Origin of the sequence: Achromobacter xylosoxidans A8, assembly GCF_000165835.1 — a bacterium.
In the GTDB taxonomy this organism is placed as follows: Bacteria; Pseudomonadota; Gammaproteobacteria; order Burkholderiales; family Burkholderiaceae_B; genus Achromobacter; species Achromobacter xylosoxidans_B.
In genome coordinates this window covers 184,476-198,688 of record NC_014642.1, presented here as the reverse complement: position 1 = coordinate 198,688, position 14,213 = coordinate 184,476, and the positions used below count along the sequence as shown (strand labels likewise).

Here is a 14,213-nt window from a genome sequence, read left to right as displayed (position 1 = left end):
ATGCGCGCGCCTTGACCCGCATTCAACGTGGCGTAGCCCACACGGGGGCGGCTCCGTCCAGGCCGGGATACTTCCAAGCGCTTGTAGACTGGCTTGTGCACCACGCCCCTGGGATTCGACCTGGTACGTGGATGATTCGGCGCGCCGCCCTACGGGACTATTTCGCCAGAGATGGATCGCCTGAGGCCCTTGAGGCGGATTCGCGCCTAGAAGCGTTGTCGCCCAGGGACGGTTTCAAAGGGGTGCGTCCGGGCACAACCCAGCGCCTCTATGCTGCCGCGTCTACTCGGCGGCGCCATATTCTGCCATCGCATCTGCGGCTGCTGACGCAGCGACTGGCGCTTCAGGCGCGCCCCCGAAAGGGTGATCGATTGGACCCAGCCTCTGTAGTCACAGTGGCCATTCGTGCGTTTCAGGCAGCAGGGCTACGCCCGAGTGAGTGGCCGAGAGCCGAGTGGACCGCCCCCGGCTCCCTAGAACTGAAGGTGAGAAGTGCAAAGCGGCGCCAGGCGCCGCAAACCCTCCCGTCTATGGCTGGAGCAGCGCCCCCTACGAAATTGCCACGTGAGCGCGTTGTTAGTATTGATCCGGAGGAGCGCTTGTGGGTCGATCTGTTCCTTGGTTACGTGGCGCGCGGATGCGCGCAACCGGGCGGCTATCACGCCTTCTACGAGGCGATGGATCGCAAGCGGTATGACGTGTGCCAGGATCTTGGGATCACGATGACCTTCTACGCGGCAAGAGGGCAATTCGGGGCTGATAGGAAGAAGCGCAATGGGCTGAAGGCCGCGGCGGTGGAGATGGGCAATTCACCGAGGAAGGCGTCCGCCTACTACGGCCCTGTTGGAAAGGCCCGCCCTGGCGTCGTCCGCCCTAAGGAGCATTTGGCAGAGGTCGAGCGCGTGCAGGAGGTACCGCCTTCGGCCGCATTCACTCAGGGCGAGCCCGCAGACAATGGATTCTTCTAAATGTCGGATACGACCTTGATCGAAAACGCCCCGGGGGGCGCTTCCATTCTCACGATACGCAGTCGGTACGTCCTTGAAGTTGGTGAGCCTGCCGTCTTGGAAGGGCACGTGCACTTTTCGGCGCCGGCGGACTCAAAGGCGGCAGGTCGGCACCTTCCTCGGGTTGCAGTGCCTTTCTGGCTTCTGGTCGAAGAGGTAGAGACCTTCAAGGCGGCATCGAGCGGAATCCTCCTGTCCGACAGCATCCGCGCACAAGCCTACAAGGCCGAGTTCAAGATCAAGTATTGGATCCTGTCGGATGGGGCATCTGAGCTCTGTCCGGATCAGGGCGGTTGGTTTGAGGCGAGGTACTCACGCGCGCCCGGCGTGTTCGGCGATGATGGCCGACTGACGATGCACCGGCCGGGGCTTTTGATCGTCGATCCCGAATCGATTCGTCGCTTCCGGCTTGGCTCCTACATTCAAGACGAGATCACAAGGTGGGCGAAGTATTGGCCGAGAGCTAGTGTCGATTGCGTGTCCCTTCACGCGGCTCAGGCAGAGACCGATGAAGACCGAATCACTCGCAACAAGTTCTGGGGGCGGTACGGGTTCAGGTTCGTGTGGAAGGATCCAGTAACGATGCGGGAAGGGGTCTCCGCGCCTATGAAGGCTGAAGATCTGCGCATACCTCTGTCCGCCCCCGACCGATACCGCCATATTCAACCGATGGAGGTTGCCCAGCACCTGGCGCTCACCCACGAGAAGGCGGAGGGGGCGTGCAAAGCTCATGCCAAGGTGCTGTGCCTTTCAAACTATCTCTATGAGCTTGAACAGGGTGCGAAGAAGCAGAGTTTGCGGTGGGCAGTATCCGGGAAATGGCGCCAGCGCACCGCTGATCTGTTGGAGCGGAGCGACGAGTGGGCGGAGGACGCTGTGCAGGGTTCTCCTTCGATTGCTGCTGGCGCGAGCGATTCTGCATTGTTGGCCAGCGCCCCCGTGGCGCACACACTGCAGGTGTTTCATGAGCTAAGCCGTCTGAGGACCCTGGAAGCCTCGAAAGCAAGCAATGCGGAGCTTGGTGCCCGGCGGAAATGGCTGGATGTTCAACATTTGCTTGATTACCCAGTGTCATGGCGCAGCCGCTCCGCTAAGGCCAGGTAGCGCGGTGGGCAGTTATGCCAGCCTCCGCCATCGCCATACCGAGGGTTAGGGGGCGTTTTCGTCCAGGCCTTTCGGGGGTTGGTTGCACGAGGGCAGGCCAGCGCGCCTTGCGCCACTGCCGGACGCGGATGGGGGCCTGGGAGGCCGAAGGGGGCTGCCCGCCGGGCGGCGCCGGCTGCCAGCGATAGGCGCTCCGCCGGCGATCAGCGGAACAAGGCGGTCGTCATGGCCAGGCCCACCACGATCACGCCGCGGCGCACGACCGCCACGGGCAGGCGATGCGTCAGGCGGCCGCCGGCCCAGCCACCCAGCGCGCCGGCAACCATCATGGGCATGGCGCGCGGCCAGTCCACGGCCCCGCCCGCCGAATAGACGCCGGCGGCCATCAGCGTGAGCACGGCCGAGGCCCAGTTCTTGGCCTGGTTCATGGCGAGCAGGTCGCGGTGTCCGGCCAGCGCGAACAGCGCCAGCAGCAGGATGCCCATGCCGCCATTGAAGTAGCCGCCGTAGATGCTGGCGGCGAACAGCCCGGCGCGCAATCCCGCGTCCGATACCGAGACCTCGGCCGAGGCCGCGCCGCGGGCCCGGCGCGCGATCCAGGCGGGGCCGGCCATGAACATCAGGGTCGCCAGCAACATCATCCAGGGCACGATGCCGCGCAGGGCCGCGTCGCCGGTCTGCGTCAGCAGGTATGCGCCCAGCGCGCCGCCGGCGCAGGACAGGATCGCCAACTGGCCCAAGGGCATCAGGCCGGGCCGGGCCGCGCGGCCGCGGCCCAGCGACAGGGCGCCGGCCAGATAGCCGGGCAGCAGCGCGACCGCGCCGGTGGCGTTGGCCGCGACAGCCGGCACGCCGGCGAACATCAGCGCGGGCAGCGTCAGGAAACTGCCGCCGCCCGCGATCGTATTGAGCGCGCCGCCGATGAAGGCGGCGGCGCACAGCAACAGGGTTTCCATCATGCCGTTCCTGTGCCGTCCTCAATCGACCTGCAGGCCGATGCGCTTGACCACGTCACCCCACTTGGCCACGTCCTCGCGGATCAGCTGGCGCAGGGCTTCCGGCGTGCCCGGGTCGGGTTCGGCGCCCTGGGCCGAGAGCGTCTCGTGCGCGGCCGGGTCCTTGAGCGCCAGCGCCACTTCGGCGTTGAGCTTGTCGACGACCGCGGGCGGCGTGCCGGCGGGCGCGAACAAGGCGAACCACGATCCCGATTCGAAGCCCGGCACGCCTTGTTCGGCGATGGTGGGCACGTCGGGCAGGGCCTGGGAGCGGTGCGCGGACGTGACCGCGATCGCCCGGGCCTTGCCGGCCTTGATCTGCGGCAGCGCCGAGCTGATGTTGTCGGCCAGCAGCTGCACCTGTCCGCCGGTCAGCGCCACCAGCGCGGGATTGCCGCCCTGGAACGGCACGTGCACCATGTCCACGCCGGTCATCATCTTGAACAGTTCCATGCCCAGGTGGCCCGGCGTGCCGTTGCCGGCGGAGCTGAAGTTCAGCTGCCCGGGGTTGCGCTTGGCATAGTCGATCAGCCCGGGGATGTCCTTGACCGGCACCGAGGGATGCACCATGACGACTTGCGGAACGCGGGCCACCAGCGAGATGGCGGCGAAGTCCTTCAGCGGGTCGTAGTTCAGGTTGCGGTGCGTGGTCGTCGCGATGGCGTGAGAGGCGTTCGTGCCCATGACCAGCGTGTAGCCGTCGGGCGCGGCGCGCGCCGCCAGCCGCGCGCCCACGGTGCCGCCAGCGCCGGCGCGGTTCTCGATGACGAAGGCCTGTCCCAGCTTGGTGGACAGCTGCTTGCCGAGCTGGCGGGCGAGCAGGTCGCTCGCTCCGCCCGCGGCGAAGGGCACGATGGTGGTGACCGGGCGCGACGGATAATCCTGCGCCTGGGCGCCGCCGGACAGGCCGGCGGCCAGCGCGAGGGACGCGGCCAGATGCTGCAATACTCGATTCGTCTTCATTTGCCTCTCTCCATTATTGTTGTCGCCGGACCGGCCCGGGGCCTGCGAGGCCCTGCGGGCGGCGCTCCGGCGCGGGGCGCGAGCCCCGTTTCCCGCAGCGGTTCGCGGCTAGCGCGCCGCGACGATGGTCACATCCAGCTCCGGCAGCCCCGCGACGCGCCCGTGCAGGCGGTCGCCGACCTGCACCGCGCCCACGCCCGCGGGCGTGCCGGTGTAGATCAGGTCGCCCGGCATCAGGCGGTACTGGCGCGAAAGCTGCACGATGATTTCCGGCACGTTCCAGATCATCTTGCCGAGGTCGGACTGCTGCGCGACCCGGCCGTTGACTTCCAGCGTCAAGGGCCCGGCCAGCACGTGTCCGCCGGCCTCCACCGGCAGGATGGGGCCGCAGGGGGCGGACGCGTCGAAGGACTTGCCCACTTCCCACGGACGCCCTTCGCGGAAGGCTTCGCGCTGGCGGTCGCGCCGGGTCATGTCCAGGCCCACCGCGTAGCCGAACACCGCGGACAGGGATTGGGTGGGATCGGGATCGGGCGTGCGGCCGATGGCGATGACCAGTTCGAGCTCGAACTGGAAGTCCTCGGTCAGGACGGGATAGGGCACCTGGCCATCGGTGACGATCGCGTCGGTGGGCTTCTGGAAAAAGAAGGGGGGATCGCGCTCGTCGCCTTCCTTCATCTCGCGGATGTGCTCGATGTAGTTGCGGCCGACGCAGTAGATGCGCCGCACCGCGAAGGCCTGGTCGCGTCCGGCGACGGGCACGGTCACGGGGGCGACGACGGGCAGGGGCAAGGCAGCGGCGCCGTTGGCGGGGGCGGGGTGATTCATGAAACTCCTTTCGGCTGGCCCCGCGCCGTGAGGGCGCGGGCGATGCATGAATGTTGCGCGAAAGGCGAGGGCGGCCGTTAGACGGTGGACTGTCCTAAAGCCGGACAAACTTGCGCAGTCGGCGCCGGCCGGCTCAGCACGGCCCGGGCTGGCGCAGCTGGCGGCGGAACGCCGTGGGGCTGGCCTGTTCGAGCAACCGGAAGCGGCGCCCGAAATACGCTTCGTCGGAAAACCCGCAGCGAAACGCGATCTCCTTGACCGAGAGGCTGGTATGCAGCAGCAGCTCGCGCGCCAGCGACATCCGCCGGGCGGTCAGGTATTCGACGAAGGTCTGGCCCGTCTCGCGCTTGAGCAGGTGGGCCAGGTAGGTGGGGGACAGGTGGATGGCGGCGGCCGCGTCGGTCAGGGACACGGGCTGGTCCAGGCGGTCTTTCAGGAAGGCCCGCAGCCGCGTCAGGGCCGGATTGCGGGCCTGGCCCGAGGCGGGCATGGCCGCCAGCGCGGCCAGCGCCTCGCCGTGCTCGCGCCAGACCAGGCCGATCAGCTGCAGCAGGTACGCGCGGATCAGGATGGCCGAGCCGTTGGCCCGGCGCTGGTCTTCGGCCGCGATCTCGCGGCACAGCCCTTCCACCTGGGCCAGCGCCGCGCCGTTCAGCCGGAAGTCCAGCTGCTCCTGGAAGCGGAAGGGCGCGAGCTCGGGCGCGCGCTCGATGGGCAGGTCCTGAAGGTCGAGCGCGTCCACGTCCAGCGAGGGCAGCAGGTAGCCCAGGCTGGCGTTGAGGATGTAGTAGCGGCTGCCCGGCACGGTCGGGATGAAATGGGTCTTGTAGGGAAGGATGAAGCACACCGTGCCCGGCGTGACCGCGCGCCGCGCATCGCCGATGGCGTGCTGGGTTTTGCCGGCCAGTTGCACGTGGATCTGCAGGTATTCGTGGCGGTGCGCCGCGGGGTTGGGCAGCGCCGTGCGCTCGTCGCGGATGCCGAAGTCGCCGTACCGAGAACGCTCGGACATCTTGTAGTTGCTCAGCGGCAGATCGCGCGCGGGGCGGGCGGAAGGGGCAAGGGCGGTGGACGATGCCATGAATGGATCCGAGGACGGAAAGACTCGTTCGGGAACGACAGGCCAGGCGCCATTTTGCGTGGCTGGCGCGGCGGCGACAAGTTCGCCTCGGCAATGAGGGCAAGCGCGGCGCGCGCGGCGCCGGACACCCGGGAGTTTCCGCGCGCGCCCCCAGGTTCCGGGCGGCCAGTGTTCAACATTTTCTTGACTACCCGGTGTCATGGCGCCGTCGCTCCCCTAAGGTCAGGTAACGCGGTGGGCAGTTATGCCAGGCTCCCCCATCGCCATGCCGAGGGTTAGGGGGCGTTTTCGTCCAGGCCCTTCGGAGAGGATGGTTTCACGAGGGCAGGCCGGCGTACCGCAGCAGTCCGCGCTGCTGGGCCGCTTCGCTGGTGGGGAATCTTTCGAGGTGTCAGGGCTGCTGCCGCGCGCGGCGGGCCGAGCTCATTTGAAAGCGAGGGGCGCGTGCCCGATCGGAAGGCCAGGCGATTGGAATCACACGACGGCGGTCGATTTCAAGAGCAGTTGGCATAGACCGGTACCTTCATGGGTGCTGATCGCATAGTGGTCGTGTCCGAACATGTGCACGGCACCGCCATTGATCCTGTCACTGATGGCGCGCACACCTTCGTAGACGGTGCGACCTTCTGCTTGCAAATCGGGAAGGTTTTCGCCCAGCTGCTGAAACGTGTAAAGGTTCATGCAAATTGCCTCGTGTTTGATGACTGTGCATTCAGTCTACGGGGCCGATATCTCGTCCCAAAACTCTCGCAGCTACGCGGCCGCCTGACTCTCCTCAGCTGGTTGGCCTCGGCGTTCAGCGGCGCGGCGATTGCTCCGCACCTGCCCGGGGGGGCGCGCGCCGCGGGGCCTAGCCTGCCTTCAGCACCACGTCTATTCGCGCGTGAGCACAGGGCGGCCAGTGATCACCGCAAAGATCTCAGCCTGATCCGCATCTCGGAAGGGCTGCGAGCCGATCCAATCTTTGATGCGACGCTCAGTGGTGACTGAGACGTTCTCCCGGGTGACGATGAACCCGCCCCCAGGTGAGAAGGCCGCTACCGGCGTTTCATAGCTGAAGAGTAGACGGGTGCCGTCGCGATACTCCAGAACAACAGGATCGAGCCCATTGGGCTTAACTGGGATCAGTTTCATGGTGTCAGTGATGGTGGCGCGATCGCGCCGGTTTGCCGGCCGGCAGCAGGGGACTGATTGCCGGGGTTGTCCGCCACGAGGCGGGCCAAGGAATCCGTTCTAGCCGTCCAAGGTCGGCTATGGCTGATGCCCTGTCAGGGCCGGAGAGTAACCCGGCCCCAGGTCAGGTGCTATCGAGATAGAAAGGCCTCGGCCCGCCTGACGAGCTCGAAGCGGCTCACAGTATCTCCATGAGGCATGGCGCTACCGTGGTGGAGCAGGACGTTGTCCAAGGCCGAAGACAGATCCGCGATGAGGTCTCGGGCCTCTTCCTGTGCTTGAGGCTTGGGCTGGCTCACTGAAGGGCGCTGAATGTGGAGCGCCCCCTCGAGCACCGCAATGACCTCCGGGAACGAATTCGATACATCCAGCAGGGCTTCGAGTACCTGACCATTGGTGGAGGCCTCGGGGTCCTTTTGCAGATTCTGGATCCTCTTCAATTGGTCGATGATGGCTTGCATGATTGCTCCTTCTGCGGGTGGTCTGATTATGGAGCCCTGGGCAGACGACGCACGGTGAGACGCGATCGCCAGATGGACCGAGGACGAGTTCAGACATCAGCCTACCGGGCGGTGGTATCGCTCCAAAGCTTTCGTCGGCGCGTTGGACTCGGGCGAACCGGAGTCCTTTAGTGTGCGGCCAATTGCATCCGCCGGCTGCAGCGCTGGGCAGGAGCCGCAAGTAGTCGGCCTCAGCTTGGCCGCCAAGATTTGGGGCGGTCATAGAATGAAATAGACTTACCATTCATACAAATATATGACTGGAACTTGATCCATGGCCATTCTGCGGAATGATGAGATGCCCCGGGACCTCGACGCGTCGGAGGTGATGCCGACGGAAGGGGAGACACCCGAAGTGGCCCGCCCGCGCTTTCGATTCGTGGTGCCAGGGGTAGGACCGGTCGGAGCAGACTCGGGGGCGCGGCAGGGCAACCAGCGCCAGCAGATGGCAAGCCAATCGCGCGCGCTTCCGCCTTCGGGAGGAGCAGGGAACCAAGTACCACCGCGCCCCCAGGTGGACCGCGCTGCGGCGCCGGCGGCATTTCGCAACGCTCGTCCGATCGCCCCCTCGGCACAGCGGGGCCCCGCACGCTCCCGTCCCACCCCCACAGCGTCCCAGCAGGGGGTGATCGACGACGACGCTGAAGTCGTGGCCGCGATGGCCCTGTCGGGCAGCGGGAAAACGACCACCTCGATCGGAGTGGCGGAGGCCCGGCCGAAAGAGAAGATGCTGTATGTCAGCTTTGCAAAGGCCAATGCCGATGAAGCCAAGCTGCGCTTTCCACGCAACGTCGATTGTCGGACGGGCCACTCCATCGCGTACCTTGGGCTGGATGCCCGCACGAGGGCCCGGGTACCGAAGTACTGGAATGCGCGGACGATCACGGATGACCTGCAGACGCTGACTGGGAAAAGGCCGAGCTGGAATGAGGTGGCGGTGATTGGGCGCTTGTTTCAAGAGTTCTTTGCCGACACTGCCCCTACGATTGACGTCGAGCTCCACAGTGCGCGCGCGGTGGCGGCTGATCCTAAGGTGAGCATTGCACGGCTGCAGGAATGCGCTCAGAAGGCGAATGCGCTTTGGGAGGAAATGAAGAATCCGCACGGGCGCTGCCGCATTCCCCACGACGGATACCTGAAGCGCTTCATTCTCGGCCGCCCGAACCTCGGCTTCGAGCGCATCATCTTTGAAGAGGCCCAAGACGCCAACCCACTGATGGCCGCGCTTGTGCTCCAGCAGCGGGAGTACGGTTCGAAGCTGATGATCATCGGTGATGAGCACCAGTCCATCTACAAGTTCCGCGGCGCCTACAACATCTTTAAGCATTTGCCCGAGGATGCATCGGTCCACACGTTGACGGAAACATGGCGCTTTGGCCCGGAGACGGCGGAGAAGGTCAATCTAGTCCTGGCAGCTTTCAAGCCCCATGAAACGGCACGCGTGGTGGGCTGCGGCCAGGATCGCCCCTGGAGTGAAAAGGAATCCACGACCTATCTGGCGCGCACCAATGCCAAGCTCTTTGAGATGGCTGTCGCGCATGTGGAGTCCAAGAACACCCCGATCTACTGGGTCGGCGGCATCGGCAAGTACCGCGTGCACATGTTGTTGGATGCATACGCGCTCTGGGAGGGCCGTGTGCGTGAGGTCAACGACGAGTTCTTCCGCGGCTATCTCAGTTGGGAGGAGCTGCGGCAGTACGCAGAAAGCACGGGTGATCCTGACGCCAAAATCCTGCATGCACTGGTCGAGCAGTATCGGCACCGCATTCCCGACCTGGTGGAACGCATCGACTCACAGGTCTCCGAAACTCTGGAAAACGCGGCTATCGGCCTGGGCACTGGCCACGGATCCAAAGGTCTGGAGTTTCCCCAGGTGGAGCTCTGCGACGACTTCGACAAGTCCTTCGAACGCGCGCTGACGGCACACCAGGCCGATCAGATGACCTCAGAGGACGAGCAAGAGATCAACCTCCTGTACGTGGCGCTGTCCCGCGCGAAGTACTGCGTCCGCCCGAACCCGGCCCTTGGGGCCTGGATGGACGAAGAGCGGCTTCTCCTGCAGGAGGCACTGGCGCGGACCAGCTCACACGCCGAGATGATGGGCGATCGACCCTAGGGGGCGCGTGGCGCCCCCGCGAGCACCGAATTCAACCTGGCCCGCAGACGCGGGTCACCTTTCCAAGTAGGAGTCCTCAGTGCCTGAAATCACAGACAACCAACTCGCCGCCCCCGGTAGCACGGCCGAGAGCCCCACGGTTGCGCTGGCAGTCCTTCGCTCGGCGCCCGGCGACAGCCAACTCAACAATATCCTGGCCGGCGTGTACGGGACCTATGAGGACGGTAAGTTCTTAGTCGACTCAGCAATTCGCCGAGCTGACGAGCAATTCTTCGACTACACCCGCCGCGAGTCGGAGGCGGCAACTGTCTCGATTCTGCAGGTGCCTGAAGCCCTGTTACCTGTCGTGAAGGCCAACATCGGCGCGATGGTGCGGGCGCGTTGGGCGGACATGTACGCGAGCATGCGAGCTGCCCAAGAAGACGGAAGCGAAATGGCGCTCGCGCTGGAGAGCGATCGCGATCGAGCGCTTTTGGCCATCGACGACATTCTGCGTGACACCGGAGCAGAAGAGGTGTTTGTCAGCCCCATGCAGGTCCAAGGCCTGCTGGTCAACTTCCGGATGTCGATTCCTGCAGTGAACGCTGACGACGAAGTGGAGACCGGGCCAGTCACCGAACGACCGTACGGGCGACTCCATGCGGCGGCCACTCTCCGGGGTGCGGGTGAAGTCTCCCCGTGCCCGGCAGACGCCGTTTTCGGCGCATTGGAGGCTGAGACCGCTTCCTTCCCCGTGGACTCCTCCGAAGACCGCGCGGACGGAGTGCTTCGCATGCGACTCGTGGCCCCTTCTGCGGAGCTTGCCCAGGAGTACGCCGACCTGGTTGCGCAAGATCCGACTCTGCGCGAACTGATCTTTGCCCTGGGCCATCCGTCTGCCTTCCAGTTGGAGAACGTAGGCCAGCCCTACGCGCCGCACCAAGTCCATATTGAGCAGCTGGGATACAACCAGGTGGCGGCGGACCAAGCACAAGAGCAGGACGGTGCCGACACCGGCGCGGCAGCACTTCAACCGGTTGACCAGTTGCCAGCACCTGTAATGCCTCCGCCGGTCGATGACGGCTTCTTCGGTGACGAGGAGCCGGCGCCCCAGCAAATCGAACGCCCGCGCGAACACGGCTAATCCTGGCCACTGAAATTTACTTCTTGGGTGAGCGACTATGGGGATACGCTTCAATATTCCGGGCACTGGTCTGGTCGGTCCTGATACTCCAACACCAGCACCCCGTGCGCCGGCGCCCCGGCCGGCGCCGCAGGTGAACGTGCCACCGATGGCGCTGGCATCCTCTGAAGAGCGTCAGCCAGGTAGGAGCACGTTTGGAGCCGCTCCAGCAAAGGGCCTTCAGACCCATTCGCAGCCAAGCGTGGGGATCGAAGCCGTCCCAATCGATGCGCTGGATCCGCCCGCCTGGCTGGACGAGGCGCCGCTCACCCAGTCTGACGACGAAAACGTTGAATACTGGTCGGGGGACGTGGGCCAACAGGAACCTGTTGCTCCCCGGCGGCGGGCTCTCCCGCGGGCGAATCCGGCCGAATTCGAACCTGAAGCGAGTCTGCGCTATCACCGAGGCGCCCCCGAGAGCATTCCGCTGGGCTCAGCCTATTCGGAGCGGGAATGGACGTCTGTGCGGGCCGGTGCAGACGTGCGCGCTACGGCGGTCGAGATCGATCTGGGCGGCGGCCGTGCCTTGGTGTCTGCGTCCTGGGATGAGCCCGGCAACGAGGTTCTTTCGGTCCTCGGGGTGGAACGCATTCGCCTGGTCGCGCCTGAGGCGTCCACGCCCCCCGAGCGTGCATCCCTTGGGCGTATCGTGCTGGTCGCGGATTCGGACTGGGTGGGCCGCTCCGTTCACAACCTCGGGCTGCCAGCGGGAACGACGAAGGTCGGAAACTCCCTGGTCGATGATGCCTCGGGCGAGGTCCTGGGGGATGCCCCGGCCCCCGCACAGAGCCGCCTTGAACTGGCTCGGGTGGCGCGTGATGTCGGCGCCGAGCTGCTGCTGTACACGACGCCGAAGGATTGGCTATCGCTCCGGAGCCAGTTCTACCAAGTGCGTGAGCAGGGCTGGTACGACGACCGCCAGGCTTGGCCTCGCCAAACGCCCGTGGCCATCATTCATCGGCCGCTCGTCATACTTGGAGATGACAAGCTGAGCGCTGCCCAAATGGACTGGCTGGCGGCGGCCGAACGCGATCTCGGCGTGATCGGGCCTGCCAGGCCGGGGAACAGGTGGACCGAAGGCGAGGCTCAGGCGGTCATGCGGTGGTTGGATACCGAGCGCAGCCGGCCGGAGAACCAAGATCTCGATGAGATCGGGCGAATTCGCCTGGAAGACATCGCCATCATGAAGCTGGTCGACGAGCGGGACCGGCCCGCGCCGGCGGCTACAGCGCTTATCGAGTGTTTGGGGGCGCTACCTGCCATCGAACACCGGAAGGATTCCGATCGAGCGGCGGAGAAGACCGCCCCCACATACGAGCGTCCCCGAGGATAGAGGCGAAAATTGGGGGCTAACCCTCGCCTTTGTACCTGAGCCGCAATCCTACAATTGTTGATTCCGGAAAATGCCCCAATGCCGTTTCTGTGGGGCATTGCTTCATCCATCCACCCAGGGGATATAGGTATGAAAAATGCCGTCATCGGTGCTTTGCTTTTGACCGCGGCCGTCGCAGCGCCTGCACACGCGGCGTTCACCATCAGCTGCAAAACTCAAATCGAAAAGCCTGCAAAAGATGCTGCGCGTCCAATCCAATGGCGGTGGGATGGTTCAGAGGTGAGCACCACGTATACCACCCACGAAAAGGAAGAAAAGTCCAACAGATATAAGCCCGTTCATTTCGTACAGCGGGATTCCATCAGCGGAATCGTCAATACCTACTACGGCTTTGTGACGGCGGTCCTGTCCAATGGTGACCGGCAATCCAGGACGTATCACGTGTTCGAGCGCGACAACCAATTGCTTGCCACGGAAACATGGAACTTGGTGACCCCCGAAGGGGCTGTCGTCTCTTCGCACCAGAACGAGTATCGCAACTGCACTTGGAAGAAGTCCTGACGCCGAGACGTCTTGCTGATTTCGCACGCCCTAGAGGTCTGCTTTCGGGCGTTCTTTCGTCCTCTCCGCTTCGACACTCGAACTATGAAGCCTTCCATTTTCTGCGCCTTTATTTTGGCAGCAGTCTGTGCGACCCCGGCACAGGCGGGATTCACCATCAGCTGCAAGCACGCGATTTCTCAGGGAAAGGAAATTAAGACGCCCGCGGAGTGGCAGTGGAATGGAATTGAGCTACGCGTGACGAAGATGCTCGCCACGGGCAAACTGGACATCAGCACCGTAAAGCCTCAGCGGTTCGAGAAACTGGTCAGCACGATTGCTGACATCAAAACGACGCGCTATGTGTTCGTTTTGGATAAGCTCGCCAATGGGATCGTGAAGAGTCGAACGTTAGCCTTTAGCGAGGGGCCCCAGTTTCGATGGACGGAGGATACTTTGGGGTTCGTCACCCCTCTGGGCGGAATCGTCTCAAGCTTCGAAGAAGAGAGAGTTTACGGGTGCAGTATGCGCGAGGAGTGACGCCCAGCCACACCTTTCCGCGTTCGTTTGTTGAATTCAAGCGCAGAGGCTGCGCGCACGAATGATCGCCTGTTGCCAGAGGCGGAACTCGAAATCCTCGGTCTCCCATTCCCAACACTCATCGCCGAGATGCTTTGCGCCGGCTGCGACCATGTCGGCCTCCCACGCCGTGCGATCAACGCCGAGTCGATCGAGAAGCGTTGCGGACTTGAGCGCGCCCACTTCCTCTCCTCCCGCCGCTCCGCCGCTGGCCTGGGGGAGGGAAATGCGCCCCAGCGCGATGGTATAAGGACGCAGCGACGAGGCATATGCACCGCCATCGCGCTCGGCTTGCGCCTTTTGTTGAGCCGAGATTACGCGGGTCTCGTCTTCCTCATGCATCCAGGCCACTGCCTGCGCTGCATCAGAGGCCCGCTGCTTGGACAGCATAGCGGCGATAATGGCGCGAGCGAAGGGGACCGGCCCCAGGCCAAACGTGCCGCCTACGCTTGATTCGATTTCCTTGATTTCTTCATCCGTCAGCTCGGGCTGGGACGCATTATTTTCGTTCATGTTGGTTCCGCTCGCATCAGTCATTGCGTTACTCAATTCGACCAGTTGAATTCTTGAAGAGTCAGGGGGATGCCCATGATCACAATCTAGATTACCCGAGCGGTCGACCACTCCCAAGAATTGTCTCGTCTGATGAACCTGACGCTAGCGCGGTGCCCTCGTCTTGGTCTTCAACTTCTTCAACGGCTTCCCCTGTCGCGATACGCAAGGCATCAAAGGCCGCGTCAAACCGGCTTACGTTCTCGGGAAACACGATTAGGCTGCCATCAGTGCGGTCCCAGACGTGCGGATAGAGGGACGTCATACCCTTGGCGGCGGC

The 14,213-nt window shown here is 64.3% G+C and carries 15 protein-coding genes; 7 read left to right on the top strand and 8 right to left on the bottom strand.

The window, feature by feature from the left end; genetic code table 11:
* Positions 1-599 precede the first annotated feature (599 nt).
* Both AXYL_RS35050 and AXYL_RS33810 read left to right on the top strand, forming a co-directional pair.
* Positions 600-968 (top strand): hypothetical protein, encoded by a 369-nt coding sequence (locus tag AXYL_RS35050; RefSeq protein WP_041657810.1) that lies wholly within the window; start codon positions 600-602, stop codon positions 966-968.
* On the top strand, positions 969-2,111 hold the full coding sequence (locus AXYL_RS33810) for a hypothetical protein (RefSeq protein WP_013397322.1): 1,143 nt from the start codon (positions 969-971) through the stop codon (positions 2,109-2,111).
* 203 nt (positions 2,112-2,314) lie between these two features.
* Here AXYL_RS33810 and AXYL_RS33805 read toward each other — a convergent pair whose 3' ends face one another.
* From AXYL_RS33805 to AXYL_RS33775, 7 genes are all read right to left on the bottom strand, one after another.
* On the bottom strand, positions 2,315-3,070 hold the full coding sequence (locus AXYL_RS33805; RefSeq protein WP_013397321.1) for a sulfite exporter TauE/SafE family protein: 756 nt from the start codon (positions 3,068-3,070) through the stop codon (positions 2,315-2,317).
* Between the two features lie 18 nt (positions 3,071-3,088).
* Positions 3,089-4,069, bottom strand: a complete 981-nt coding sequence (locus tag AXYL_RS33800; RefSeq protein ID WP_013397320.1) for a Bug family tripartite tricarboxylate transporter substrate binding protein — start codon at positions 4,067-4,069, stop codon at positions 3,089-3,091.
* A 108-nt stretch (positions 4,070-4,177) separates the two neighbouring features.
* Positions 4,178-4,897 (bottom strand): fumarylacetoacetate hydrolase family protein, encoded by a 720-nt coding sequence (locus tag AXYL_RS33795; protein ID WP_013397319.1) that lies wholly within the window; start codon positions 4,895-4,897, stop codon positions 4,178-4,180.
* A gap of 133 nt (positions 4,898-5,030) precedes the next feature.
* The gene (locus AXYL_RS33790; protein ID WP_013397318.1) at positions 5,031-5,978 is read right to left on the bottom strand and encodes a helix-turn-helix transcriptional regulator; all 948 of its coding nucleotides are present in this window, start codon (positions 5,976-5,978) and stop codon (positions 5,031-5,033) included.
* A 474-nt stretch (positions 5,979-6,452) separates the two neighbouring features.
* The gene (locus AXYL_RS33785; RefSeq protein WP_013397317.1) at positions 6,453-6,659 is read right to left on the bottom strand and encodes a hypothetical protein; all 207 of its coding nucleotides are present in this window, start codon (positions 6,657-6,659) and stop codon (positions 6,453-6,455) included.
* Between the two features lie 192 nt (positions 6,660-6,851).
* Positions 6,852-7,112: a hypothetical protein gene (locus tag AXYL_RS33780; protein WP_013397316.1), complete on the bottom strand. Its 261-nt coding sequence runs from the start codon at positions 7,110-7,112 to the stop codon at positions 6,852-6,854.
* A 170-nt stretch (positions 7,113-7,282) separates the two neighbouring features.
* Positions 7,283-7,612, bottom strand: a complete 330-nt coding sequence (locus AXYL_RS33775) for a hypothetical protein (RefSeq protein WP_013397315.1) — start codon at positions 7,610-7,612, stop codon at positions 7,283-7,285.
* A 664-nt stretch (positions 7,613-8,276) separates the two neighbouring features.
* Between AXYL_RS33775 and AXYL_RS33770 the strand changes: the two genes are divergently transcribed.
* From AXYL_RS33770 to AXYL_RS33750, 5 genes are all read left to right on the top strand, one after another.
* Positions 8,277-9,767 carry a UvrD-helicase domain-containing protein gene (locus AXYL_RS33770; protein ID WP_158307684.1) on the top strand — a complete coding sequence of 497 codons (1,491 nt, stop codon included), beginning with the start codon at positions 8,277-8,279 and terminating at the stop codon, positions 9,765-9,767.
* 79 nt (positions 9,768-9,846) lie between these two features.
* Complete coding sequence (locus tag AXYL_RS33765) at positions 9,847-10,890, top strand: hypothetical protein (protein ID WP_013397313.1); 1,044 nt, start codon at positions 9,847-9,849, stop codon at positions 10,888-10,890.
* Positions 10,891-11,131: 241 nt separating this feature from the next.
* Entirely contained in the window at positions 11,132-12,262 is a 1,131-nt protein-coding gene (locus AXYL_RS33760) for a hypothetical protein (protein WP_041657801.1), read from the top strand.
* A gap of 129 nt (positions 12,263-12,391) precedes the next feature.
* Positions 12,392-12,823, top strand: coding sequence for a hypothetical protein (locus AXYL_RS34690; RefSeq protein ID WP_148260784.1), 432 nt, complete (start codon positions 12,392-12,394; stop codon positions 12,821-12,823).
* An 84-nt stretch (positions 12,824-12,907) separates the two neighbouring features.
* On the top strand, positions 12,908-13,342 hold the full coding sequence (locus tag AXYL_RS33750; protein WP_013397310.1) for a hypothetical protein: 435 nt from the start codon (positions 12,908-12,910) through the stop codon (positions 13,340-13,342).
* A 36-nt stretch (positions 13,343-13,378) separates the two neighbouring features.
* Here AXYL_RS33750 and AXYL_RS33745 read toward each other — a convergent pair whose 3' ends face one another.
* Positions 13,379-13,918 carry a hypothetical protein gene (locus tag AXYL_RS33745; protein ID WP_013397309.1) on the bottom strand — a complete coding sequence of 180 codons (540 nt, stop codon included), beginning with the start codon at positions 13,916-13,918 and terminating at the stop codon, positions 13,379-13,381.
* Positions 13,919-14,213: the final 295 nt, after the last annotated feature.